Here is a 22,912-nt window from a genome sequence, read left to right as displayed (position 1 = left end):
GAGGCGCACATGCCGGGCGGCAGATTGACCGAGCAGGAGCGCGAGCTCATCGCCGAAGGCCTGTCCGAAGGGATCGGCTACGCCGAGATCGCCCGGCAGTTGGCGCGGCCGACCTCGACCGTGAGCCGGGAGGTCACCCGCAACGGCGGGCCGAGCCGCTATCACCCGGGCCGGGCACACCGGGCCACCGAGCGGCGCGCGCGGCGCGGTGGATCACGTACCGGCGCAACGACTCCCACTCCGGGAGCGGGCGCGCTACGCGAATTCGCCGAGCAACTCACCGTGTTGATGGCCAAGTCCGGACTGCCCCGCACCGCGGCGGCCGTGCTCACCTCGCTCTATCTCACCGATTCCGGCAGCCGCACGGCCGCCGAGCTCGTCGGGCAGTTGCACGTCAGCCCGGCGACCGTCTCGGCCGCGGTCAAGGCACTCGAAGCCCAGGGGCTGATCCGGCGCGAACGCGATGCCGGCAGTCGGCGCGAGCGCTATGCCGTCGACGAACACGCTTGGGTCCGTGCGACTTTGACCAGCGCGCAGCAGATCTACGATCTCGCCGAGATCTCCCGGCGCGGCGTCGAGGTGCTCGGCGTCGATACCCCCGCCGGCGCCCGCGCGCACGAGACCAGCCGCTTCTTCGAGTTCGTCGGCCGCGACATGATCGAATCCGCCGAGCGGTGGCGAAAGGCGCTGGATCAGGAGCGAATACGAGACCGACTCACCGCGACAGCGCGGCCCGCGCAACGCCCGTGACCGCGCCGCGCAGCAGGTTCTCCCAGCTGAAGTGGTCGTCCCACAGGATGATTCGGCCGTCACGCACCTCGAGGGTGCCCATCACCCAGAACGCCACCCGCACCGGACCGACCCGCAGCACGTCGGTGCGATCGGTGAGCACGAAATCGCCGTCGGCCGCGATGTGATGCATCTGCACCTCGAAACCGAACGCGTCGCGCTCCAGTCCGCGCAGGATCTTGCGCGTCAGCCCGCCGCCGACAGCGGGCAGCGTGGAGTTCTTCCAGACCACCTCGGGGTGCAGCAGTTCCAGCGCGTCGGCGACGGCGCCTAGCTCGAGCGCGGAGAAGAACTCCCGCACCGTGGTGATCGCGTCCTGCTCGAGGTCGAGGTCCTGGGTCATGGTCCGACCATAGGCCGCCGGCCCGTCGTTCGACAGACCCGATCCGAAACAGCTACGCCCGCGCGCGGGCCGCGTTCAGCACGCCGAGACCGTCGAGGATGCGATCGATGCCGAAGCGCAGCGCGCCGACCCCGCCCGCGACCGCGCCCTCTTCGGCGAAGGCGGCCACCGCCAGCGGATACCGGTCCGCGGCCACCGACACCATGGCCTCGAGTTGCCCCGCGACCTGCGCCTGGAACGCGTCCGCCACGGCCGGCCCCTGTTGCACGAGGCTGCGCACATGTCCCGACAGCAGCACGATGGAGTCCAGGCGCTCCGGTGCCGTCAGCCGGGTCTCGGCCAGCGCGCCCAGCGCGGCCTCCATCCACCCCATCTCGTTGGGCCCCATCGGCCGCACCCCCACGGTGAGCTCGATCCCCCACGGATGGGCGCGGTAGCGCTCGAACAACGTCTCGGCCCACACACACAGCGCGGCGCGCCACGGCTCCTCGCTCGAAGCACGCCGCGCCGCAGCGATTTCCGGTGGTGCACCGATGGCTTCCTCCAGCATCAGCGCGGTCAGCTGCTCCTTGCCCGGCACATAGCGGTACAGCGACATCTTCGTGAACCCGAGCCGCTCCGCGAGCCGTTGCATGGACAGGTTCGCCAACCCTTCGGCGTCGGCGAGCGCGATCGCCTCGGCCACGATCCCCGCCAGCGTGAGGGCGGGTTTCGGCCCGCGCTTGGGCCGCTGCTGGATACCCCAGAGCAGTTCGACGGTGGTCGGGGTCGGCATGGCCAGTTCCTTCCGGAGGACGTCTTGACTTCAAAACTGTGTCTACCATACGCTGATCTGTGTCCTACGGAAACAGAATCCATTGGACACAGATCTAGACCTCAGGAGCCCACGTGCTTGACAAGACCGTTCTCATTTCCGGCGCGAGCATCGCCGGGCCCGCCCTCGCCTACTGGCTGCATCGCTACGGTTTCGACGTCACCGTGGTCGAACGCGCCCCGGCGCTGCGACCGGGCGGCCAGGCCATCGACTTCAAAGGCCACACCCACTTCACCGTGCTGGAGCGGATGGGCATCCTCGACGACATCCGCAAACGCCGGACCGGGACCAGCGACACCGTATTCGTCGACGACAACGGCAAACGGCTCTCCGTGATGTCCGGCGACTTCACCGGCGGCGAACTGGAGATTCTGCGCGGCGACCTGGCCGAGGTCATGTACCAGCGCACCGCCGACCGCTGCGCATACCTGTTCGGCGACTCGATCAGCGCGCTCACCCAGCAGGCCGACGGCGTGCACGTCGAATTCGAGCACGGGCCCGCCCGCACCTTCGACCTGGTCTTCGGCGCCGACGGCATCCACTCCCGGGTACGCCGACTCGCGTTCGGGCCCGAGCGCGATCTCGTCGAGTACCTCGGCTACTACTACTGCATCGCGGGCGCGAGCCCGTGGAGCGGCGACCTCAGGGGGTCGCGCGAACGCGCGATCGGTTACGGACACAACGTCCCCGGCAAGCTCGCGATCAGCGGCGGCACGAAAGCGCAGCAGATGTACGTGTTCGCCTCCCCCGAACTCGACTACGCGCGTGACGACACCGCGGCCCAGCGCCGCATCGTCGAGCAGGCGTTCGCGGACGTCGGCTGGGAAGTGCCGCGGATGCTCGGCGAAATGCGGGACTTCGACGACTTCTACCTCGACACGCTCAGCCTGGTACGACTGAAAGGCCACTACACCAAGGGGCGGGTCGCGTTGATCGGCGACGCGGCTTACGGAAACACCTTGGGCGGCTTCGGAACCGGGCTCGCCGTGGTCGGCGCGTACGTGCTCGCGGGCGAACTCGCCGTCGCCGGTGGGGATTACGAAGTGGCCTTCGCCCGCTACGACGAGATCATGCGGGGCTACGCCAAGATCGCGGGCAACAGCAACGCGGGCCGATTCCTCGCGCCGAAGACCGCACCAGGCATCCGCTTGCGCAACTGGTTCTTCAACTCACGCCTGTTCACCCTGATGCTGAAGTACACCGACAAGGTCGCCAACGACATCGACCTGCGGGACTACCCCAGCCTCCTCGCCGCCGCAGAGATCAACTGAAACCAGTTGGCGCGCATCGGATCGGCCCACACCGACGGTTCCAGGCCGACCGGTACGTGCCGGTCCATTCCCGATCCGCAGACAGCGGTGAATCGGCTGTGTTTCGATGGAACCGATGCGGGGCGAGGCGCGTCTATAGGGTCAGAGGCACTGACGAAAGGGGACGGTGATGGTGGACAGCCCGTTTCCGGGGTACATCGAGGATGCGAAGTCCGGGGCGTTGCAGGTGCGGATGGATCCGCAGGGGTTCATCGATATGGACAAGGCGTGTCAGGAGCTGATCGATGCACTCGTCGCGGTGCAGACCGATGCGCGCGAACTCGGTGAGCGGCAGTATTGGGGCCTGGGCGAAAGTAATTCGCGGTTGACGTCCGCAGTCGAACTGGTCGGCTTGTTCCGCGAAAAGGCCCTCGGCGGACCGAACAACGCTTTCGACACCCTCGCCGACTACATCACGGTGGCCCAAGAGGTCCAAGCCATGTTCACCGCGATGCGCGACACCTACGCGCGCACCGACGCCGGATTCGCCGCCAAGCTGCGGGAGCTCAGCGTATGAGCCTCGGCTATGGCACAAAGGCCGCTCCGCGAACAGTTTTCGCGGCGATAGCCGCGGGGTTACTGCTCCTGACCGGTTGCGTCGGCGAAAAGGCAGGCGGCACACCGACAACGACCACCCCGGCGAATCGGTCTGCTGCCGCGACCACACAGGTCGCGTCGAACCCGCACACCGCTTTCGATCCATGCTCGGCCCTGACGCCTCAGTTCCTGGCTGCTCATCAATGGGATGCCAAACCACCGGAACCCAAGCAGGACAGCGCCGCCGGAGTCACGTGGAAAGGCTGCCGCTACGTCGCCAAGGCAGGTTACGGGTTCGTCGTGGAGACCACCACCGGCACACTCGCCCAGGTACGGGAGAAGTTCCCGGCCGCCACCGAGGTCGCGGCGGGTGCACGCAAAGCCCTGCGCTACGAAGCACGACCGGATGTGCCGGGCGGATGCACCATCAATGTCGAGATGCAATCCGGGTCGTTGTACATCCTCACGAACGTGCCGCAGACACCGGCGAACAAACACCTCGGCGCTTGCGATATCACCACCGAAATCGCCCAATCAGTCGCACCATTGCTGCCGGCGGGCAGCTGAACAACCCTGCGGGGGAGCGATCATGAAACAGACCGACGGCCGCGCGATCACCAATCCCGAGAACGCGCAAAGCTTTACCCACGCCGAGATCAAGCAGGCGGCCGACGAGATGAACCCGGACGGGGTGAGCAGCGCGGTCGACGCCTGGTCGAAGATGGCTACCGCGGTGACGAACGCCGGTCACCAATTCGAGAGCGCGATCAAGAAGGCGGTCGAACAGCACTGGGAGGGCGCGGCGGCCGAGCAGGCGGTACGCGGTATCCGCGACTACGCGACGCGGGTCGGCGAATTCGGGGAATCGTTGCACGCGCAGAGCACGCCGCTGTCGCAGGCCTCCGGTGCGGCGGCGAAATTCAAGGCATCGGTGCCCCCGGTGGTGGACACGTCGACGAATCCGCGCGGACCGGAACTGCGCAACGCGGGCGAGGAGCAGGCCCGCGACGACATGACCACCCACTACATCCAGCCGTACGGCACGACCGCCCCGGCCATTCCGACGTTGCCACCACCGATCAACCCGGTTTCCGCACCACTGCCGAGTACCGGCACCGGTACGGGCAGCGACACGGGTACCGGCCCGGCCAAGACCTCCGACGGCAGTACCGGCTCCAGCACTTCTGGTTCCGGGACGTCGCCGGAGAACAGCGGGGATGCCGAATCCGGCCGAGCCGAGCAGCCGACCGAGCCCGGATCCGGCGATGCACAGCCGAGTACGGAACCCGCTGCCACACAGGCGGCTTCGAGCGCTCAGCCCACCGACACCGCGACGACACCGGCGGCCACCACTACCGCGAAACCGACCACGACCACGGCCAACCCGTTCAGCGCCATCCCGACGGTCGGGCCGGCTTCGACGCTGCCGAGCACCCCGTCGAATCCGTCGACGGTCGCCTCTGCCGCGGGCAACGGGACGCCGAACCGGCCGAGCACGCCGACGTTCGATCGTCCGAGCGGTGTAGCCAGTCCGGTCAACGAACCGGGCACATCACGTCCAGCCTCGCCCGCGACGACGCCTGGCGCCACCGGCACGCAGCCGGCCCCCGCCCCGGTGCGTGCCGGAACTGCGGGTGTCGCAGGCTATTCCGGCATGGTCCCGCCGGGCGTCCGCGCCCGCGGCGAGGACGACGACGAGCACAAGGCACCCGGTTATCTGCGGACCGAGGAGCATGCGAAGGAACTGCTCGGCGAGGTGAAACCCACGGTGCCGCCGGTGATCGGGGTCGAATGACGTCGCAGTGGTCGCTGTCGGCCGAGCAGTTCGCGGCGGCCTGGTTCGGTACAGGCCTCGACCGCCTGCCTTTTCCGTTCCGTTTCACCAGCCGGTTCCCCGGCTTGCACGAATACCAGCTCTACCAGCAACGATTTCGGGACGAACTGGCCAAGGACGAGCGAATCCCGCTGTCGCGCACCATCACCGCGCTGGCCCGACCCGATTGGCGGATAGAGCTGCTCGGTTGCGACAACACTCGCGACGGTATCGAGCTGCGTGCCATCGGTTGCGCCACCCGCAGCGGTGTCGGCGTGATCGCGCAGCAAGAGCAGGCCCCCGACGGCGGCCGGGTGCAGTTGCGGCGGTGTCGTGCCGATCAGCTCGCGAGCGAGCTGGTGCGCATGCTCCCGGACGCGGGCGCGGGCACTACGGGTGAGAAGAGCTTTCTGCTGGACGATCTCAACGACGATCGGCCCGACCTGTTCGGCAGCGCGCCCGCCAGCGAAGTGAAAGAGAAGTATCGGCGATTCTGGCGGCAGACCTGCACCACCCGGGGAATGGCCTCGGTGCTGCTCGGCCCGCGCAACGCCGAACCCCTGCGCACCGGCCGCCTGCGCTGGATCGACACGACCGACGGCCGCTACTACGAGGTTCCGGCCAATCGCGCACTGATGATCCGGCCGGGCACCAGCGCCGATATCCGGCGCTACCTCGACGATGCGATCGCCCGGGCCAGGGCGCGCATGGAATCGGGGTGAGCGGTGTTGGCAGCACCGCGCGTGGGTAACTCGCCGATATGACTACCACCCGGGATGAGATCGAGTCGTTTCTGGTCGAATATCGAACGGGATTGAGCACCTTCGACGCCGAGCGTTCGGTGGCACTGTGGGGCGAGCCGGGCATGATCGTCAGTGACGCGTTCGTGGGCGCACTGTCCAGCACTGCCGATATGGCCGAGGGACTGAAGCAGTCCTACCCGTTCTATCAGGCGCTCGGTCTCGCCTCGGTCGGCCACACATTGCTCGAACAGGCCGACCTCACCGCCCGCGTCACCCGAATCCGCGTCCGCTGGCATTTCTATGACGGCGACGGCACGGAAATGACCGACAGCGACTACGAATACCTGCTGCGCCGCGACGACGACGGGCGATTGCACGTCCATCTGGCCGTCGCCATCGATGAAATGGAGAAGCTCGCCGCCCTCGCGGCCGCCAAGGGAATCGAGATGCCGGGCGCCTGAGGTGCACTCCCATTCCACGAAAACGGGCTCGCACCTCCGATTACCGAAGGTGCGAGCCCGTCTACCGAACCGGTGGGACTCAGCCGAGTAGGCGCCAGTCCTCCAGGCCGTCGTACAGCGGGACGCTCTGGGCGAGCTTGGTGACGCGGCCGCGCAGGGTGTCCACGTCCGAGGTGCCGGCGAGGGCGCTGGCGATGATGTCGGCGACCTCGGTGAACTCGGTGTCGCCGAAGCCTCGGGTGGCCAGCGCCGCGGTGCCGATGCGCAGGCCGGAGGTGACCATCGGCGGGCGCGGATCGAACGGAACGGCGTTGCGGTTCACCGTGATTCCGATTTCGTGCAGCAGATCCTCGCCCTGCTGACCGTCGAGCTCGGAGTTGCGCAGGTCGACGAGCACCAGGTGCACGTCGGTGCCGCCGGTGAGCACGCTGACGCCCTTGCCCTGGACGTCGGCCGCGGTCAGGCGGTCGGCGAGGATCTTCGCGCCGGACAGGGTGCGCTCCTGGCGCTCCTTGAACTCGCCGCCGGCCGCGATCTTGAAGGCGACGGCCTTCGCGGCGATGGCGTGCATGAGCGGGCCACCCTGCTGGCCGGGGAACACCGCGCTGTTGAGCTTCTTGGCGAAGTCCTGCTTGGCCAGGATGAGGCCGGAACGCGGGCCGCCGAGGGTCTTGTGCACGGTGGACGACACGACGTGCGCGTGCGGCACCGGCGAGGGGTGCAGACCAGCGGCGACCAGGCCGGCGAAGTGCGCCATGTCCACCCACAGGTAGGCGCCGACCTCGTCGGCGATCGCGCGGAACGCGGCGAAGTCCTGCTGGCGCGGGTAGGCCGACCAGCCCGCGACGATCACCTTCGGACGAGCCTCGAGCGCGATCTTGCGCACCTCGTCCATGTCGATGCGGTGGTCTTCTTTGCTGACCCCGTAGAAGTGCGTCTCGTAGAGCTTGCCGGAGAAGTTGAGCCGCATGCCGTGGGTCAGATGACCGCCGTGCGCGAGGTCGAGGCCGAGCAGCTTGTCGCCCGGATCCATCAGCGCCATCAGCACCGCGGCGTTCGCCTGCGCGCCGGAATGCGGCTGCACATTGGCGAATTCGGCGCCGAACAGCACTTTGGCGCGGTCGCGGGCGAGGGTCTCGACGACGTCGACGTGCTCGCAGCCACCGTAGTAGCGACGGCCCGGGTAGCCCTCGGCGTACTTGTTCGTCAGTACACTGCCCTGCGCCTGCAGCACCGCGCGCGGCACGAAATTCTCCGAGGCGATCATCTCGAGCGTGTCGCGCTCGCGGGCGAGTTCCCCCGCCATCGCGGCGGCGAGCTCCGGGTCGAGCTCACCGAGAGATTGAGTATTGACCGAGGCCGTCGTCTGCGTCACCGCCTCAGTCTATGGGCCGCCTTTGCGCCCATCAGCAGGGGGTTCGCCGCACGTCACCAACGGGCCACCGCCCCGCCGTGTCGCCTCTGCGCCCCGGATACCCAGCACTGTGGCGGTGCGCTCAGCCATCGTGAGCCCGCTACTTCGCCGTGCCGAGATAGTGGTCGAACAGGACGCTGAGCTGCTGCTGCGCATCGACCAGCGGCTGCGTGGACTTCATCGCGCGTGCCTGCACGATGGCGCCCTCCATCGCGCTGAACACGAAGCTGGCCAGGGACGCACTCTCTTCGGCCGGTAGCCCTGCGGTTTCCATTGCGCTACCGAGCTTTTCATGCCAGTCGGCGAAGACCGCACCGGCCGCGGCCTGCACCCCGGGTTCGGATTCGGCGAGCGCGGCGCCGACGATCGGGCACCCGGTGCGGAACGAACTCGTTTCCAGGGCGTTGACCCACCAGCCGATCAAGGCGTCCAGCCACTGCTGCGTGGGACGGGACGCGGTGATCTTTTCGATCACCGCACCGAGGCGCTCGCCCGCGACCATGGTCGCCGTGGCCACCAGCTCGCTCTTGCCTTCGGGAAAGTGCTGGTAGAGCGAGTTGCGCGAGGCCTTGCCGCGATCGAGCAGCGCGGCGAGTCCGGCCGCGTGCACACCTTGCTCGCGGACCAGTTGGATCGCGCTCTCGATCAGGCGAGCGCGGGGGCCGGCCATCCGGGCTCCTTCCGGGACACAGTTGCGTGAACCGATCGGTCCATGCTCCAATCATGACAGATGTGGACCGATCGGTTCACCGAAAGGAGCGGATCCATGTCGGAAACCACCCTCGACCTCGCACAGCTGTCCGGTCTGGAGCTGCTCCGGACCGCGATGACGACGCCGGATCGCCCGCCGTTCATCGGCGATCTGCTGGGCATGGAGGTGGACCTGATCGAACAGGGCAAGGTGGTCTTCGCGGTGCGAACCAGACCCGATTTCGCCAACCCGCTCGGCACCACGCACGGCGGCATCTGCGCGACCCTGCTGGACTCGGTGATGGGCTGTGCGGTGCACACCACGCTGGAGGCGGGCGTCGGATACACGACGCTGGAGCTGAAGGTGAACTACATCCGCGCGGTGCCGACCGACGGCCAGCGCATCACCGCCACCGGCACCACCATTCACGTCGGCCGCAGCACCGCGACCGCCGAGGGCCGCGTCGTCGACGAGCAGGGCCGCCTGGTCGCGCACGCCACCACCACCTGCGCCATCTTCCGCGGAAACCGCTGAAGCCCAACGAAAAACAAGGAGAAACGCTATGCGTGAACGCAGCCCCAGCGCAGCTGTCCGCAAATTCCGCCGCGAACGGTTTTTCGGCCGCTACTTCGCCAATCCCGCTGTCGGCTTGCTCGACCGCGTCGGCATCCGGTCCGCACTGCTCGCCGAGCTGGAGACCACCGGCGCGAAAACCGGTCAGCCGCGCCGGGTCCCGGTGACCGTCTCGATCGATCAGGACGGCGCCTGGCTCATCTCCCAGCACGGCCGTCGCTCGGGCTGGGCCCGCAATATCGTCGCCGACCCCAAAGTCCGCCTGCGCCAAGGCAAACGCTGGTACACCGGCACCGCCGCGTTCGTCCCCGACGACGACGTGGTCGCCCGCGCGCGCAGTTTCGCGACCGGCCGCATTCCCGAATCCGCCGCGGAGTGGACGATGAAAGCGCTGGAAAGCGACCCGATCTCGGTACGTATCACCTTTACGCCCGCCTGAACCCCTCGACGCGCGATCCCGGCACCGCACCCCCACGCGACGTAGCGCCGATCGACGCACCCGGTATTCTCGCCGCAGCCCCAATCCCTTGGGGCGCAACATTTCGGGTCACTCGGAATGTAACGAAACAACCATTTTCGATCGGTTAACCGGGTGCACAGTCCACCCGTCGAGGAGTCAGCATGCTCGCCTTCGTCGCAGTTCCGTCCAACCCCCTCGAAGGGCTGCTCCGCCAGCTCGCCTTCATGATGTGCACCCTCTCCGCCGGGGTGAACTGCGGAGTCATCCAGTAGGACGCACACGGCCGCCGCATAGTCGGCGCTGCCGCGATTCGCACCCGCTGCCACTGCCCGGCGGCGGGTGCGAATTCGCGTTCGGCCCCGGTGCGCGGGCCGGCCTCAGCCGCGGCGGATCGCGCCCGGCGTGAGCGGCTCGTCGAGCAGACGACGGAAACGATCCGAGCGTTCCTCGGCATCGGCCGCTCGATCCAGCCAGCCGCCGAGCAGGCGATACCCCTCGACGTAGGTGGAGATGTAAGCACGCCAGAGCGGGGACGAGAGGAAGCGCAGCGATTGCCGGGCGCGCTCGGGGGTGACCAGACTCCAGGTCTGCAGGAACTCGGCCACCTCGTCCTGGGTGCGATGCCGGTCGTGCAGCAGCAGCGCCGCGTCCTGGCGGACGCTGACGAGTTTCGCGGAGGCGTCGGAAAGTCGTTCCGCCCGTTCACCGTCGAAGCGCAGGCCGAGATCGGCGTAGATCTCCTGCGCCCACTTACCCCAGCCCGGCCCGACCAGGGAGCGCAGCGCCAGATCGGCCAGCCCCTCGGCCATCAGGCACTGCGGCGTGTTCACCAGGAACAGCGTCTGCTCGGCCTGACCCGCGGCGACCAGTCCGGCCTCCTTGCGGCAGTGCTCGGTGTGGTGACCGGGGTAGGACTCGTGCGCGATCAATAGCGGCAGGTGCGTCATGTGCTGTTTGAGATCGGAGTTGATCGCCACGCGCGAGTGGAAATTACCGAGGTAGTAGTTGAATCCGGACCACGGCTTGTCGCCCACCACCTCGTAGGTGACGTGCTCGTAGTCGGGCAGCGGATAGCGGGCACGGACCAGCTCGCGCAGCGCGCTGGAGAACGCCTCGACGCAGGCCGGCAGCCGCTCCGGCGGGATCTCGTCGGCTTTGCGGTGCGCGGCCACCCGTTCGGCCAGCGGTCCGTCGCCCATCAGGACCTCGTCCATCTGCCGGTGCGCGTCCCGGTAGTCCTCGACGTCGGCCGGCGCGATTTCGACGTCGAAGTAGGCGCGCACCTCGTCGACGAAACCGATGTCGTCGCCGGCGAACTTGCGCCCGGAGCATTCCAGCGCGCGCAGGTGCACATCCAGGAACTCGGTGCGCTCGGCCGTCAGCCCGGCGTCGGGCAACTCGGCGCGCAGGGCCGCCGCCCGCTGCGCCAGCTGTCGCGGCTCCGGTGCGGGACCGTTCGCCACGTCGCGGCGCAATGCCGGGTCACCGGTGTACGCGTCGACGAACCCCTCTTCCAAACGGTCGAATGCCAAGCCGAGCCGCAGGTACTCGGTCACGAGTGGATGCGCTTCCATCCGACCGACATTAGCCCTCCGCCAGGTGCGGCGCGCGACACAATGACACCCCGGTTACCAACAGGTACCGGTACCCCGCTTTTCCCGCGCCACCGGCGCAGAGCAGAATTCGGCTATGCGGCGAAAGCTAGACCGAATCTCACTGAGCCGGCACGGTATGTGTGCGTGTTTGCCGAAGTGGAGCGTCGGGTAAGTGGCACGAATGAGCGAGCCGAGTCCGTATGTGGAATTCGACCGGAAACAGTGGCGAACTCTGCGTAAGTCGACTCCCCTGGTGCTCACCGAGGAAGAACTGAGGGGCCTGCGCGGTCTCGGCGAACAGATCGACCTCGAAGAAGTGGCCGAGGTTTACCTGCCGCTCGCTCGACTCATCCACCTTCAGGTGGCCGCGCGGCAGCGATTGTTCGCCGCCACCGCCACCTTCCTCGGCGAGACCCATCCCGATCGGCAGGTCCCGTTCGTGATCGGCGTCGCGGGCAGCGTCGCGGTCGGCAAATCGACCACTGCCCGCGTGCTGCAGGCGCTGCTGGCCCGCTGGGATCACCATCCCCGGGTGGATCTGGTCACCACCGACGGATTCCTCTATCCCACCGCGGAACTCACCCGGCGCGGCATCATGCACCGCAAGGGCTTTCCGGAAAGCTACGACCGCCGTAAGCTGCTGCGATTCGTCACCGAGGTGAAATCCGGCGCGGCCGAGGTGTGCGCGCCGGTGTACTCGCACATCTCCTACGACATCGTGCCGGACAAGTTCCACTGTGTGCGCCAGCCCGACATCCTGATCGTGGAGGGCCTGAACGTGCTGCAGACCGGTCCGCGGCTGATGGTCTCGGACCTGTTCGACTTCTCGATCTACGTCGATGCCCGCATCGAAGACATCGAGAAGTGGTACGTACAAAGGTTTCTCACCCTGCGCGAAACCGCGTTCGCGAACCCGAACGCGCATTTCCACCACTACGCCGGATTCACCGACGACCAGGCGACGCACGCCGCGGAGGAGATCTGGAACAACACCAACCGGCCGAATCTGGTGGAGAACATTCTGCCCACCCGGCCGCGCGCGACACTCGTGTTGCGTAAGGACGCCGACCACGCCATCAATCGGCTGCGGCTGCGTAAATTGTGATCCCGCTTACAATTTCCACGCCTCGTCGAGGCGTTTGGCCACATTGATATCGCGGGCCGCGGCAATGTGCGGTTTGTCGATCTCTTTGGCGATATAGCGCGCGATGAAACGCCGGATCTCTTGATCGACGCTGGCGAGGATGCGCAGCAGCTGCCCGCGCATGGTGTCGGTGGCGACGTTGATCCGGACATCACTGGAACGCGGCGTCGCGATGTCGATGATCACCCGCAGCGGCTCGGCCGCGCGCACGGTCAGGTGCAGATGGATGTTGCCGTCCACCTCGAACCGATGCCGATCCAAGGCCAGATCGATGAGCATGTCCACGCTGAGCGGGATCTTCAGCTGGAACGAGATCACGTCCTCGACCGCGCGGCGCACCTGCGCCTGCCCGAGCTGCACCTGCGCGCTCGCCTTGGCCAGCTTCGCCGGACCGACCCCGATCGGGCCGAAATCGAATGCCGCACCGGTCAATTGGTCGAAAGCACCGAGAATGCGCTGCTCGGAGGCGGCGTATTCGAAGAAACGCCTGCCGAACTCCTCGTAACCGATGTACGGCCCGGCGGCCGCGACCTGCTCACCGTTGCGGCTGTCCACCTCGCGCACTACGCCCTCCCCACCGGCGCGAGCGCACGTGCGCGCCGGGCTAGATGCCGAACCTGCGGTGCCTGGCCGCGTAGTCGCGCAGCGCCCGCAGGAAGTCCACACGCCGGAACTCCGGCCAGTACGCCTCGGTGAACCATATCTCCGAGTATGCGCTCTGCCACAGCAGGAAACCGGACAGACGCTGCTCACCGGAGGTGCGAATGACCAGATCCGGATCGGGCTGGCCCGAGGTGTAGAGGTGCTGGCCGATCGCGTTCACCGTGATCGACTGCACCAGATCCTCGCCGGTCTCCCCCGCCGCGATCTCCTGGCGCACCAGCGAGCGCACCGCGTCGGTGATCTCCTGCCTGCCGCCGTAGCCGATGGCCACGTTGACGTGCACCCCGTTGCGATCCTCGGTGCGCTCGGCGGCGGTGCGGATGCGCTTGGCGATCAGCTCGGGGAAGCCGTCGAGCGAGCCGACGACGCGCACGCTCCAATTCTGTTCCGGCGCCGACAGTTCCTCGACGACATCGGTGATCACCTCGAACAGCGTCTCCAGTTCGTCGGGATCGCGCTGCAGGTTCTCGGTGGAGAGCAGGTAGACGGTGACCATCTCGATGCCCTCGGCCTGACACCAGCCGACGAGCTCGGCGATCTTCACCGCGCCGACGCGGTGGCCGTGGCTCACATCAGCGAAACCGTTCTCCCGGGCCCAGCGCCGATTACCATCGCACATCACCGCGACGTGACGGGGATGTTGTTTGCCGGCCAGCTGCTTGGTCAGCCGGGCCTCGTAGATGCGATACGGCAAACCCCGCACCTGAACCGGAAGCTCCACGCGGGCCACCCTACGCCCCACGGGCAGGATCCTGTCAGCCACCGCACATCCCGGTACAGTGACGAAGGGGCGGTAACCTACGGTTCCGTAGGTTACCGGTGAGTTCAACCAGGAGGTAGCTCGTGTCCGAATCCGTCGGTGCCACCGACTCCGGCGTGGTCGCGGGATCGGCGCCCGAGGCGCTCGCCGAGGCGCTGATCAAACCCCGGATGCGCGGCTGGATCCACACCTGGGCGGTCGGCATCGCGGCCATCGCGGCCATCGTGCTGATCGCGAAGGCGGCGACCCTCTCGGCGACCGCGGGCTGGTCCACCCTGGTCTACGGGCTGACCGTCTGCGGCCTGTTCGGCATCAGCGCGATCTATCACCGGATCACCTGGCCGACCACACAGGCCCGGATCCGGATGAAGCGCGCGGACCACTCGATGATCTTCCTCTTCATCGCGGGCAGCTACACGCCGTTCGCGCTGCTCGGCCTGCCCGGCCGCACGGGACAGACGCTGCTGACCGTGGTGTGGGCGGGCGCCCTGGCCGGCGTCGCGCTGAAACTGTTGTGGCCCACCGCGCCCCGCTGGGTGGGCGTGCCGCTCTACCTGCTGCTCGGCTGGGCGATCGTGCCGGTCGCGAGTCAACTGAACACCAATATCGGTATCGCACCCCTGATCCTGCTGCTCATCGGCGGCCTGCTCTACAGCGGCGGCGCGATCCTCTACGCCACCAAATGGCCCAACCCGTGGCCGACCGTTTTCGGCCACCACGAGTTCTTCCACGCCGCGACGGTGCTCGCCGCGCTGACGCACTACATCGCGGTCTGGCTGGTCGTACTGCGCTGACCTGCACAATCGGCCGGGCACACCGGCAGAATGCCTGGTTTTCACCGATTCGGCAATAAAGTCGGCAGCGACATCGGAACGACAATGGCGGCGCAGCGATGGCACAGCGGAGCGGAAACGAGGTGCACGGCATGATCGCGCGGCTGGTCATCTGGGCGCTGAAGGCACGCGCCGGGCTGGCTGCGGTGGTGATCGCCGCCAACCTCAGCGGTCTCGGGGTGATCGTCACCGAGCTGTGGCTCAGCGGGTCGCTCAGCATGCTCGGCGACAACTGGCTCCGATCGGTCATCCTGGCGGGCATCTACCCGACCGTCGGATTCGTGGCCGGCGTCGCGCTCGCGGTGCGCGACCGCTCGTCCCATTTCGGCTGGCTCGACCAGGGGCGCAAGCCGACCGAGGACGAGGCGCGACAGGTGCTTCGGCTGCCGCTCATCATCACCACCCGGGCCTTCGCGGTGTGGATCACCGGCGTGATCGTCGCCACGATCACGCTGATGAACCTCGCACCCGACAACGACCCCGCCGTGATGGCCGCGCTGTTCACCCTCGGTGGGGCCGAATCGGTCGGGCTCACCTTCCTCATCGTGGACCGGTTGATCCGGCCCACCATTCCGGTGGTCGCCGCGGTGCTCGGGCCGACCATGCACTGGAGTTCGAGCGTGCTGGTCCGGGTGGTGGTGAGCTGGGCGGTGGCCGGCGCGCTGCCGCTGCTGATGCTGATCGTGGTCCTGGCCAACCCGGCGGCCGCCCCGACCGACCGCATCCGCACCGCCATCTACCTCTCCATCGTCGGCCTGACCGTCGGCGCGATCGCCACCGCCTTCCTGGCCCGCGCCGTCGCCTCGCCGATGCGCACGCTGCGCCGGGCGCTGGATCGGATCACCAAAGGCGATCTCGGCGTGCGGGTTCCGGTCGGCAGCACCAGCGAGATCGGGCGGCTGGAGAACTCGGTCAACGAACTCGCCGCGAATCTGTCCGAGCGGCAGCGGATGCGCGACCTGTTCGGCAGGCACGTCGGCAACGAAGTGGCCGAACGGGCACTGGCCGGCGGTGTCGACCTGACCGGTGACGTGCGGCAGGTGACCGCGCTGTTCGTCGACGTGACCGGCTCGGTCGAGCTGTCCACCGGACTGCCCCCGGAGGAGTTCGTGGCCAAGCTGAACCGGCTGCTCGCCACCGTGGTCGCGGCCACCGAGGAGAACAACGGGCTGGTCAACAAGTTCGAAGGCGACGCGGCGCTGTGCATCTTCGGCGCCCCGATCGAGCTGCGTGACAACGCGACTCCCGCGCTGCGTGCCGCCCGCCGGATCCGGGACGAGGTGCTCGCCGCGGGGGAACTCGATATCGGCATCGGCGTGGCGCGCGGACCGGTCTTCGCGGGCAACGTCGGCTCCGACACCCGCCTGGAATACACCGTCATCGGCGATGCCGTGAACGAGGCCGCACGCCTCACCACCGAGGCCAAAGAGGTGCCGCGCCGAATCCTGGTGAGCGGTGCGGTCATCGCCGCCGCGGCCTCGCACGAACGCACCAAATGGGTGCACTACGAAACCATCCTGCTCCGCGGCATGCACACCCCGACCGCCTGCTGGACCGACAACGACCGGCGCACCGGCGCCCGCCCGAGCCCGCTCGCCCCCGCCGCCGAATCCGTGATCGACGGCAGCACCATCGCCGACCCCCTCATCAAACGCAGCCCAGTAGTCGAAGCCCGCAGCGCCACAGCGGAACCCGAGTGACCCGGTGGGTTCGAACCGGACACCGAAATGCCCTGGCGGGTGTGGCCGCTGCGCGGACCACGGCCCGCGCTTCCCGGCCGCTACTTAAGGTGAAGAGCGGCGCGCAGTTCGTCGGCGGTGCCCACCGGGAGGTCGCACACCGAGCCGCGGCATACGTAGGCGGCGGGTGCGCCGTCGAGCAGGGGGCGGTCGGCGAGGAGCGGGACGGCGTCCGGGGCGGCGGCGAGGATGATCGCCCCGCCCGGTGCCGCGGCGCGGGCCGCGGCGAGCAGTTCGGCTGGGGCGCTGGGCGACTCGGCGGCGATGGCGACTTGCAGCGGGCCCTGTAGCGCGGCCTCGGCGACCGTGAGCCACTGCCCCGCCGAGCGAGGGGCGCGCGCCAGTACGACCGCGCCGCGCTGCAAGGTCTGCTCGGCCAGTTCGCGGTACGGGATGGCCAGGTCGGGTTCGCTGGTGGCGGCGGCTGTGAGCAGGGCTTCGGCGAGGGACGAGGCGCCGGCCGGGGTCGCACCGTCGATCGGATCGCGCGGGCGGGTGACCAAGGTTTCCGCATCGTCGGCGGTATCGAACCAGCTGCCGGGGGTCGCGGGGTCGGCGAAATGCTGAATCGCGGTGTCCAGCAGACGTTGCGCGTGCTGGAGCCAATCCAGCTCGCCGGTGGCCTGATGCAGTGCGAGCAGCCCGGTCACGAGCCACGCGTAATCCTCGAGCACGCCGGGCGACGCACCCGCCACACCGTGCAACGACGCTCGGCGCACCCGTCCGTCTAGCACGTGCTCGGACAACAGGAATCGAGCACAGCGGGCAGCGGCCGCCACCCATTCGCCCGCGCCGAACGCGGCGCCCGCTTCGGCCAGCGCGGTGATCGCCATGCCGTTCCAGGCGGTGACCACCTTGTCGTCGCGGTCCGGCTGGGGTCGTCCGTCGCGGACCTTGCGCAGGGTCGCCCGGACCCGTTCGAGCCGATCATGTTCCGCCGCTTCGGGTTCGGTGTACCGAGTGAGCACCGAGGTGCCCTGCTCGAAGTTCCCGGCCGTGGACACTCCGAAAAAGGCTGCGGCCCAAGCACCGTCGTCGGGACCGAGTTCGCCCATCAATTCGGCGGGCGTCCAGACATAGGTGGCGCCCTCGACACCTGGCTTACCAGGTTCCACATGCGTGTCCGCGTCCAGTGCGGAGGCGAAACCACCGTGCTCGGTGCCGAGATCGTCGAGCAGGAACTGCACCGTCTCCCGCGTGACCCGATGCGCCAACGATGCCGGCTGCTCCCGGCGCGCCAAATGCGCGTAGGCGCGCAGCAATTGCGCGTTGTCGTACAGCATCTTCTCGAAATGCGGGATCACCCAGGCGGCGTCGACGGAATACCGAGCGAAACCACCACGCAGCTGGTCGTAGATGCCGCCCCGCGCCATCGCGTCGGCGGTGCGAACGACCACCGCGTGCACCGCCGGGTCGCCTGATCGCTCCCAGCTGCGCAGCAGGCCTTCCAACAGTGCCGACGGCGGAAACTTCGGCGCCCCACCGAATCCGCCGTGTTTCGGGTCCTCGTCCCGCAGCACCGCCGCCACCGCGTGGTCGAGCAGTTCCGGCGCGATCGTGAACTCGGAGTCCGGCAGTCCCGCGGCCTGCGCCTGCAGGGCCTCGGTCACCTGCGCCGAAGCCTGATCCACCTCGTCACGCCGATGCTGCCAGGTATCCGTGATCGCCGTGAGCAGCTGCGTGAACGACGGCATCCCACCGCGCGGCACCTTCGGGTAGTACGTCCCGCAGTAGAACGGCTCCCCCGCCGGGGTCAGGAAGCACGTCATCGGCCACCCACCCTGCCCGGTCATCGCGACCGTCGCATTCATGTACACCGCGTCCAGATCGGGCCGCTCCTCCCGATCCACCTTCACGCACACGAAGTTGGCGTTCATCAACTCCGCCGTCGCCGCATCCTCGAACGACTCGTGCGCCATCACATGACACCAGTGACAGCTCGCGTACCCCACCGACAACAGAATCGGCACGTCCCGTTCCGCCGCCTCCGCCAAGGCAGCGGCATCCCACTCCCGCCAATGCACCGGATTCCCGGCATGCTGTCGCAGGTACGGAGAGGTCGCGTTCCCGAGCCGATTCATCCCTCCACCGTGCCACAATCCGCCGGGCGTGATCAGTCGCCCGCCGCGCGCCCAGCTGCCAGATTGGCAGTGAACCGAGCGATGTCGGCTGCCAGGTTCGGGTGTGCCGCCGGGTGCGGTGATTCAGTTGACGCGACCTCGGTCACCGTGGCGAGCATGTCATCGACGATCCGTTCGGCGTCGGGCAACCGCCAAGAGAGCCCCTCCGCAACGAGATGTGCGCGAGTAATCGCCCGATGACGGTACTCACGATCGACCGCGAGGGCCATTTCTCCGTCATTGGACTGATGCACCTGCGGGACGATGTCGTAGGCCGGGGCCAGTGTCGCCGACCCGTCAGGGCGATGCAGCAGGGAGATGTTCTTTGCGTGCATATCCAGGTTGCCAACGGCAACCGCTAACGTCACCATTCGCAGCAACCGTTCCAGGGAGGAACGATCGGCGATATCCCGCAAGACGCCAGCGATGCGCGCCAAATCAACGCGCCCACCGAACTTCTGATACTTCTGATCCCCGCTGGCACCCAGCACCTGATTGAAGTCTTCCTGGTGAATCCGTACGATCTCCGAATCAGTCGACCGGTCGTACCGCTCGATCACGACGGCAGGCGTGCCGTCGAATTCCTCGATCCAAGTATCGAACTCCGCCAAACCCGCCGCGCGAGCAAACCGTGAACCGTACTCCTCGTCATAGATGACGGTCGGATGATCTCGCGATTCCGGCTTGAGGATGTGCGTCGACGGATAGCCGTCGATCACTCGGTTCCAGCCGTCGGCGGTATGAGCGAGCACGATCTTGTCCTGGACGCCCGCCAGAGATGTCTTGCCACCGATCGGTTTATTGCCCAGAGGGTTGTCCTGCACGTTGGTGAGCATGTGCGCGACCCCCGCCGCCGTGAGTGGCTCCAGCCCCGGATCCTTCGGCTCACCGGGAACTTCTGGATCCCATATCTGCAGGGCACCAGCAACATCACGTCCGTAGCGCCGTAGCAATCCGATGACATCCTGCTCGGCCAGGTCGGCCTCCCTCGCCATCCGAGTCCGCATACGTCCCTCAGGAAGAAGCTCCCGAAAATAGTTCTGGCGACGGGCCTTGCCGGCGCGAGTTGCGACTGCTGCCAAGGGAATGGATATGGACAAGATCGAACTGTCGAGCCCGAACCTGGCGATCGCCTCCGGTTCGGCAAGGAAATCAAAGTTGCGCCACGTACCGGTAGCCCTTCCGACACGAGTGCCATACAACTCGACTACGAGATCACCCATGGCGCTTCTCAGGCTCGATGGTGGCGGTGAGTTCCATCCCCGTCTCCCGCATCATCGCGAACAACCGTTCGGTGTAGATCGATGGCTTGCCCGCCTCGATCTCCCAGATGTAACGCTGGGTTGTGCCGAGACGCTCAGCAAGCTCGCGCTGACTCAACCCGCTGAGCAAACGCGCCTGCTGGAGAATTCGGCCTAGCGATTCCGCACTCGTCACCTTGCCCGCGTACCCCACAAGCCCTCCTCGACTACGATTTAGTAGTCAGACTACCCGACTACCTTTTTGTAGTCACCCATCTTGAATACAAAAAAGTAGTCGTCGCGATACTTGGCCGACCCGCTTCGCAGCAGAACGAGATGGTGAACACGGAGGAAGCAGCCCGCGAGCACAGCCCCTTGCGGGCTGACATCGAGAACCCGCTTGGCGTGCAGGTTCGGGCGAGACCAGATATCCCGATGACTGACGGGAGTTCAGACCCCATCGATCGAAAGCCGTCGCGGGTCGACCGCGTCAATCCTTGGCGAGCTCGTCGGTGGCGGTGCGCCCGGCGGCGGTGACACGGTCGAGGAATTCGGCTAGTAGGTCGAGCTGTTCCGGGGTGTAGTCGGCGCAGAGTTCGTCGACGGCGGTGTTCATTCCGGACAGCAGGTCGTACATCTCGCCGAGCCGGTCGGGGAGGGAGCGGACGACGACCGCGCGGCGGTCGTCACTGGCGCGTTCGCGCACGATCCAGCCCGCCCGCTCCAGGCGGTCGAGGACACCGGTGAGCGTGGCGGGGTGCACGCCGGCGTGTTTCGCGAGCGCGCTGGGGCTCAGCGGGCCGTGACCGTTGATCAGGTCCAGGCAGTCGAAGTCGACCTCCTTGAGTTCCAGACGGGCCCCGATCTGCCGGTTGAGCAGGGCCAACTGGCTGCGCACCGCACGCAACGAGCCCTTGATCCGGGCCGTCACCCGTCGACGGTGACGAGGATCACCGCCATTTACTACGGAACTCATATCATCTCCAGCTCATATCAAATAATATGACTTTCATATTTTACGACACCCGTTGGAGGCCGTGGTAGCGGCCGACCAGGAACGAAGAAGGTCGATCATGATCGTCGTCATCGGCGCCACCGGAACGGTGGGCCGGGAAGTAGTCACCCAATTGCACGAGTCCGGCGCGAAAGTCACCGCCGTCACCCGCGACGCCGCCGCACCGCTACCACCGGGAACCACCGTGGTGCAGGGCGATCCGTCGGTGCCCGCCATACCCCGCGATGCGTGGAGCGGCGTCGAGGCGGTGCTGCTCAGCTCGCGCGCGGCCGTCGCCACCGCGCCTGAAATCCTTTCCACCGCAGCCGAGTACGGCGCCCGCCGGGTAGTGGTCGTCTCGGCGGCCACCGTCGAGTACCCCGCCGGCGAACCCCGATTCATCGCGGGGTTCCGCGCACTGGAGGCCGCCGCCGAAGCCTCGGGTCTGGCGTGGACTTCTCTGCGCTGCGCCGACTTCGACGCCAACGCTCTCGCCTGGATACCGCAACTGCGCGGCGGGGACGTGGTGCGCGGCGCCTACGGCATAGCCGCCACTTCGCCGATCCACGAACGCGATATCGCCGCCGTCGCCGTCCGCGCGCTGACGAGCGGGGAACATGCCGGCCGCCACTATGTGCTGACCGGTCCACAGTCGCTGACCCAGTACGACAAGGCCCGCCTGCTCGGCGACGCCATCGGGCGCGACCTGTCGTTCCTCGAACTGACGCCTGAACAGGTGCGTGCCGCGATGAGGGCACAGGGCCTACCCGAGGAGATCCCCGCCCGGTTGCTCGGTTCGCTCGCGGACTACGCCCGCGTCCCCGGCCCCACCACCGACACCGTCGAAGAACTACTGGGCCGCCCGGCCCTCGACTTTTCGACCTGGGCCGCCGATCATGCCGCCGCTTTCCGCCACTGAAGCGACTTGCACAGAGCGCAAAACGGACTTGCAAAACTTGCGTGGCACGCAGTAGTGCCGGATTCCTAACCTCATGGTCATGTCACTGTCCGACCGCCCGACGACCATCGATCGGGCGGCAACAGAAGGGAATTCCCATGAGTACGACCACCTCCGTCACCGCGTTCATGCTGGTGAAGACCACCCCGGAATGGCTGGCGCTGACCGTTGCGCAGCGTGTCGCCGCCTTCGAAACCGAAATCCTGCCCGCCATCAACGAAAGGACGAAGGGCGTCCGCTCCCGCTTCTTCGACACCGAGTTCTACTCCACCCGCGTCACCGACGTCTGGATGTGGGAGGCCGACAGCCACGAGTGCTACCAACTCCTGATCGAGGCCCTTCGCGAAACCCCCTTCTGGGACCGCTATTTCGAGATCGTCGACCTCCTGGTAGGCGTCGAGAACGGCTACGCCGAGAACTACGACCTCGAAACCTTCGCTACCGTCAGCACATAGTCAGGCCACCATCCGGTCGACGCAGGGGCAGGACAGTAGTGCGTACGAACGAATTTGCTGTGCTCGATGCCGGTTTCGCGGTAGCTCGGGGATGCGGTCTGGCAGGGTGTTTCAGTTGACCGCGTTCGGTGAGGGGGCAGTCTGTTTACGTATCGGGTCGAGATCTTCGAGGGCGATCGACACAGTCCGGTGTGGTGGCAGGTGGCGAACGCGGGGTGGGCCGCGGAAGTGTCGGCGGCGCTGAAGGAAATGGCCGTGCGACTGGAACTCGACCTGCCCTACCACCCCAGTGAGCGGTGGTGCTGGTACCGATACGAAGTGCGCTGGCCGGACGGCGCGATCCTGGAAGGATTCGAAGGCGCCGTCGAACCGGATTCCATCGCCGACGATCTACGCGCGCTGGCCCGAGCGGTGATCGCGGTGAGCGTTCGCGATCTACGGCGCAGCACCGAGTGATCGGGG

At 67.3% G+C, this 22,912-nt stretch carries 26 protein-coding genes; 15 read left to right on the top strand and 11 right to left on the bottom strand.

The window, feature by feature from the left end; all coding sequences use genetic code 11:
* Positions 1 to 9: 9 nt before the first annotated feature.
* A complete protein-coding gene (locus NBRGI_RS23080) occupies positions 10 to 750 on the top strand; it encodes a GbsR/MarR family transcriptional regulator (protein WP_051727966.1) in 741 nt (246 codons plus the stop codon).
* On the opposite strand, the gene NBRGI_RS23075 is transcribed toward NBRGI_RS23080, so the two are convergent.
* Together NBRGI_RS23075 and NBRGI_RS23070 are read right to left on the bottom strand one after the other, a co-directional pair.
* Positions 716 to 1,132: a limonene-1,2-epoxide hydrolase family protein gene (locus NBRGI_RS23075; RefSeq protein WP_029899332.1), complete on the bottom strand. Its 417-nt coding sequence runs from the start codon at positions 1,130 to 1,132 to the stop codon at positions 716 to 718. The genes NBRGI_RS23080 and NBRGI_RS23075 overlap by 35 nt on opposite strands.
* 52 nt (positions 1,133 to 1,184) lie before the next feature.
* Positions 1,185 to 1,907, bottom strand: coding sequence for a TetR/AcrR family transcriptional regulator (locus tag NBRGI_RS23070; protein WP_029899331.1), 723 nt, complete (start codon positions 1,905 to 1,907; stop codon positions 1,185 to 1,187).
* A gap of 113 nt (positions 1,908 to 2,020) precedes the next feature.
* Between NBRGI_RS23070 and NBRGI_RS23065 the strand changes: the two genes are divergently transcribed.
* The 6 genes from NBRGI_RS23065 (at position 2,021) to NBRGI_RS23040 (ending at position 6,810) form a co-directional block, all read left to right on the top strand.
* On the top strand, positions 2,021 to 3,217 hold the full coding sequence (locus NBRGI_RS23065; protein WP_029899330.1) for an FAD-dependent monooxygenase: 1,197 nt from the start codon (positions 2,021 to 2,023) through the stop codon (positions 3,215 to 3,217).
* Between the two features lie 169 nt (positions 3,218 to 3,386).
* Positions 3,387 to 3,773, top strand: a complete 387-nt coding sequence (locus tag NBRGI_RS23060) for a hypothetical protein (RefSeq protein WP_029899329.1) — start codon at positions 3,387 to 3,389, stop codon at positions 3,771 to 3,773.
* Complete coding sequence (locus NBRGI_RS23055) at positions 3,770 to 4,360, top strand: DUF3558 domain-containing protein (protein WP_029899328.1); 591 nt, start codon at positions 3,770 to 3,772, stop codon at positions 4,358 to 4,360. The genes NBRGI_RS23060 and NBRGI_RS23055 overlap by 4 nt, the downstream gene beginning before the upstream one ends.
* 22 nt (positions 4,361 to 4,382) lie before the next feature.
* On the top strand, positions 4,383 to 5,588 hold the full coding sequence (locus tag NBRGI_RS23050) for a WXG100 family type VII secretion target (RefSeq protein WP_029899327.1): 1,206 nt from the start codon (positions 4,383 to 4,385) through the stop codon (positions 5,586 to 5,588).
* Positions 5,585 to 6,328 carry an ESX secretion-associated protein EspG gene (locus NBRGI_RS23045; protein ID WP_029899326.1) on the top strand — a complete coding sequence of 248 codons (744 nt, stop codon included), beginning with the start codon at positions 5,585 to 5,587 and terminating at the stop codon, positions 6,326 to 6,328. Before NBRGI_RS23050 ends, NBRGI_RS23045 begins: the two co-directional genes overlap by 4 nt.
* Before the next feature lie 38 nt (positions 6,329 to 6,366).
* Positions 6,367 to 6,810, top strand: a complete 444-nt coding sequence (locus tag NBRGI_RS23040) for a hypothetical protein (RefSeq protein WP_029899325.1) — start codon at positions 6,367 to 6,369, stop codon at positions 6,808 to 6,810.
* 79 nt (positions 6,811 to 6,889) lie between these two features.
* On the opposite strand, the gene glyA is transcribed toward NBRGI_RS23040, so the two are convergent.
* A complete protein-coding gene (gene glyA / locus NBRGI_RS23035) occupies positions 6,890 to 8,185 on the bottom strand; it encodes a serine hydroxymethyltransferase (protein WP_029899324.1) in 1,296 nt (431 codons plus the stop codon).
* A gap of 139 nt (positions 8,186 to 8,324) precedes the next feature.
* A complete protein-coding gene (locus NBRGI_RS23030) occupies positions 8,325 to 8,894 on the bottom strand; it encodes a TetR/AcrR family transcriptional regulator (RefSeq protein WP_051727965.1) in 570 nt (189 codons plus the stop codon).
* Between the two features lie 96 nt (positions 8,895 to 8,990).
* On the opposite strand from NBRGI_RS23030, the gene NBRGI_RS23025 reads away from it, so the two are divergent.
* Both NBRGI_RS23025 and NBRGI_RS23020 read left to right on the top strand, forming a co-directional pair.
* A complete protein-coding gene (locus tag NBRGI_RS23025; RefSeq protein WP_029899322.1) occupies positions 8,991 to 9,449 on the top strand; it encodes a PaaI family thioesterase in 459 nt (152 codons plus the stop codon).
* 28 nt (positions 9,450 to 9,477) lie between these two features.
* Positions 9,478 to 9,927 carry a nitroreductase family deazaflavin-dependent oxidoreductase gene (locus NBRGI_RS23020; RefSeq protein ID WP_029899321.1) on the top strand — a complete coding sequence of 150 codons (450 nt, stop codon included), beginning with the start codon at positions 9,478 to 9,480 and terminating at the stop codon, positions 9,925 to 9,927.
* Between the two features lie 398 nt (positions 9,928 to 10,325).
* On the opposite strand, the gene NBRGI_RS23010 is transcribed toward NBRGI_RS23020, so the two are convergent.
* Positions 10,326 to 11,522, bottom strand: a complete 1,197-nt coding sequence (locus NBRGI_RS23010; protein WP_029899320.1) for a hypothetical protein — start codon at positions 11,520 to 11,522, stop codon at positions 10,326 to 10,328.
* A gap of 193 nt (positions 11,523 to 11,715) precedes the next feature.
* Between NBRGI_RS23010 and coaA the strand changes: the two genes are divergently transcribed.
* Complete coding sequence (gene coaA / locus NBRGI_RS23005; protein WP_029899319.1) at positions 11,716 to 12,648, top strand: type I pantothenate kinase; 933 nt, start codon at positions 11,716 to 11,718, stop codon at positions 12,646 to 12,648.
* A 6-nt stretch (positions 12,649 to 12,654) separates the two neighbouring features.
* Here the strand turns inward: coaA and NBRGI_RS23000 are convergent, their stop codons facing one another.
* Entirely contained in the window at positions 12,655 to 13,251 is a 597-nt protein-coding gene (locus tag NBRGI_RS23000; RefSeq protein WP_081878200.1) for a hypothetical protein, read from the bottom strand.
* A gap of 40 nt (positions 13,252 to 13,291) precedes the next feature.
* Entirely contained in the window at positions 13,292 to 14,080 is a 789-nt protein-coding gene (locus NBRGI_RS22995; protein ID WP_014988067.1) for an isoprenyl transferase, read from the bottom strand.
* Between the two features lie 200 nt (positions 14,081 to 14,280).
* Between NBRGI_RS22995 and trhA the strand changes: the two genes are divergently transcribed.
* Together trhA and NBRGI_RS22985 are read left to right on the top strand one after the other, a co-directional pair.
* On the top strand, positions 14,281 to 14,904 hold the full coding sequence (gene trhA / locus NBRGI_RS22990) for a PAQR family membrane homeostasis protein TrhA (RefSeq protein ID WP_051727971.1): 624 nt from the start codon (positions 14,281 to 14,283) through the stop codon (positions 14,902 to 14,904).
* Positions 14,905 to 15,002: 98 nt separating this feature from the next.
* Positions 15,003 to 16,643 carry an adenylate/guanylate cyclase domain-containing protein gene (locus tag NBRGI_RS22985; RefSeq protein ID WP_029899316.1) on the top strand — a complete coding sequence of 547 codons (1,641 nt, stop codon included), beginning with the start codon at positions 15,003 to 15,005 and terminating at the stop codon, positions 16,641 to 16,643.
* Positions 16,644 to 16,723: 80 nt separating this feature from the next.
* On the opposite strand, the gene NBRGI_RS22980 is transcribed toward NBRGI_RS22985, so the two are convergent.
* From NBRGI_RS22980 to NBRGI_RS22960, 4 genes are all read right to left on the bottom strand, one after another.
* Positions 16,724 to 18,763, bottom strand: a complete 2,040-nt coding sequence (locus NBRGI_RS22980) for a thioredoxin domain-containing protein (RefSeq protein ID WP_029899315.1) — start codon at positions 18,761 to 18,763, stop codon at positions 16,724 to 16,726.
* Positions 18,764 to 18,795: 32 nt separating this feature from the next.
* Positions 18,796 to 20,025: a type II toxin-antitoxin system HipA family toxin gene (locus NBRGI_RS22975; protein WP_029899314.1), complete on the bottom strand. Its 1,230-nt coding sequence runs from the start codon at positions 20,023 to 20,025 to the stop codon at positions 18,796 to 18,798.
* The gene (locus NBRGI_RS22970) at positions 20,018 to 20,257 is read right to left on the bottom strand and encodes a helix-turn-helix domain-containing protein (RefSeq protein WP_029899313.1); all 240 of its coding nucleotides are present in this window, start codon (positions 20,255 to 20,257) and stop codon (positions 20,018 to 20,020) included. Before NBRGI_RS22970 ends, NBRGI_RS22975 begins: the two co-directional genes overlap by 8 nt.
* 276 nt (positions 20,258 to 20,533) lie before the next feature.
* The gene (locus NBRGI_RS22960) at positions 20,534 to 20,974 is read right to left on the bottom strand and encodes a MarR family winged helix-turn-helix transcriptional regulator (protein ID WP_235211076.1); all 441 of its coding nucleotides are present in this window, start codon (positions 20,972 to 20,974) and stop codon (positions 20,534 to 20,536) included.
* Between the two features lie 142 nt (positions 20,975 to 21,116).
* Between NBRGI_RS22960 and NBRGI_RS22955 the strand changes: the two genes are divergently transcribed.
* From NBRGI_RS22955 to NBRGI_RS22945, 3 genes are all read left to right on the top strand, one after another.
* Positions 21,117 to 21,956, top strand: a complete 840-nt coding sequence (locus NBRGI_RS22955; protein ID WP_029899311.1) for an NAD(P)H-binding protein — start codon at positions 21,117 to 21,119, stop codon at positions 21,954 to 21,956.
* A gap of 137 nt (positions 21,957 to 22,093) precedes the next feature.
* Complete coding sequence (locus NBRGI_RS22950) at positions 22,094 to 22,450, top strand: darcynin family protein (protein ID WP_029899310.1); 357 nt, start codon at positions 22,094 to 22,096, stop codon at positions 22,448 to 22,450.
* A 201-nt stretch (positions 22,451 to 22,651) separates the two neighbouring features.
* The gene (locus tag NBRGI_RS22945) at positions 22,652 to 22,906 is read left to right on the top strand and encodes a hypothetical protein (protein ID WP_148310913.1); all 255 of its coding nucleotides are present in this window, start codon (positions 22,652 to 22,654) and stop codon (positions 22,904 to 22,906) included.
* Positions 22,907 to 22,912 lie beyond the last annotated feature (6 nt).

The organism is Nocardia brasiliensis IFM 10847, from assembly GCF_000710915.1.
Classification (GTDB): domain Bacteria; phylum Actinomycetota; class Actinomycetes; order Mycobacteriales; family Mycobacteriaceae; genus Nocardia; species Nocardia brasiliensis_A.
The sequence above is the reverse complement of the archived record's forward strand: the minus strand, read 5'-3'. Positions and strand labels throughout refer to the sequence as shown.

Excerpts from the sequence above, each read along its gene's own strand:
- NBRGI_RS23080 (WP_051727966.1), top strand. The coding sequence starts at position 10 with ATGCCGGGCGGCAGATTGACCGAGCAGGAGCGCGAGCTCATCGCCGAA.
- NBRGI_RS23075 (WP_029899332.1), bottom strand. The coding sequence starts at position 1,132 with ATGACCCAGGACCTCGACCTCGAGCAGGACGCGATCACCACGGTGCGG.
- NBRGI_RS23070 (WP_029899331.1), bottom strand. The coding sequence starts at position 1,907 with ATGCCGACCCCGACCACCGTCGAACTGCTCTGGGGTATCCAGCAGCGG.
- NBRGI_RS23060 (WP_029899329.1), top strand. The coding sequence starts at position 3,387 with ATGGTGGACAGCCCGTTTCCGGGGTACATCGAGGATGCGAAGTCCGGG.
- NBRGI_RS23055 (WP_029899328.1), top strand. The coding sequence starts at position 3,770 with ATGAGCCTCGGCTATGGCACAAAGGCCGCTCCGCGAACAGTTTTCGCG.
- NBRGI_RS23050 (WP_029899327.1), top strand. The coding sequence starts at position 4,383 with ATGAAACAGACCGACGGCCGCGCGATCACCAATCCCGAGAACGCGCAA.
- NBRGI_RS23045 (WP_029899326.1), top strand. The coding sequence starts at position 5,585 with ATGACGTCGCAGTGGTCGCTGTCGGCCGAGCAGTTCGCGGCGGCCTGG.
- NBRGI_RS23040 (WP_029899325.1), top strand. The coding sequence starts at position 6,367 with ATGACTACCACCCGGGATGAGATCGAGTCGTTTCTGGTCGAATATCGA.
- NBRGI_RS23030 (WP_051727965.1), bottom strand. The coding sequence starts at position 8,894 with ATGGCCGGCCCCCGCGCTCGCCTGATCGAGAGCGCGATCCAACTGGTC.
- NBRGI_RS23025 (WP_029899322.1), top strand. The coding sequence starts at position 8,991 with ATGTCGGAAACCACCCTCGACCTCGCACAGCTGTCCGGTCTGGAGCTG.
- NBRGI_RS23020 (WP_029899321.1), top strand. The coding sequence starts at position 9,478 with ATGCGTGAACGCAGCCCCAGCGCAGCTGTCCGCAAATTCCGCCGCGAA.
- NBRGI_RS23010 (WP_029899320.1), bottom strand. The coding sequence starts at position 11,522 with ATGGAAGCGCATCCACTCGTGACCGAGTACCTGCGGCTCGGCTTGGCA.
- trhA (WP_051727971.1), top strand. The coding sequence starts at position 14,281 with ATGCGCGGCTGGATCCACACCTGGGCGGTCGGCATCGCGGCCATCGCG.
- NBRGI_RS22985 (WP_029899316.1), top strand. The coding sequence starts at position 15,003 with ATGGCACAGCGGAGCGGAAACGAGGTGCACGGCATGATCGCGCGGCTG.
- NBRGI_RS22980 (WP_029899315.1), bottom strand. The coding sequence starts at position 18,763 with ATGAATCGGCTCGGGAACGCGACCTCTCCGTACCTGCGACAGCATGCC.
- NBRGI_RS22975 (WP_029899314.1), bottom strand. The coding sequence starts at position 20,025 with ATGGGTGATCTCGTAGTCGAGTTGTATGGCACTCGTGTCGGAAGGGCT.
- NBRGI_RS22955 (WP_029899311.1), top strand. The coding sequence starts at position 21,117 with ATGATCGTCGTCATCGGCGCCACCGGAACGGTGGGCCGGGAAGTAGTC.
- NBRGI_RS22950 (WP_029899310.1), top strand. The coding sequence starts at position 22,094 with ATGAGTACGACCACCTCCGTCACCGCGTTCATGCTGGTGAAGACCACC.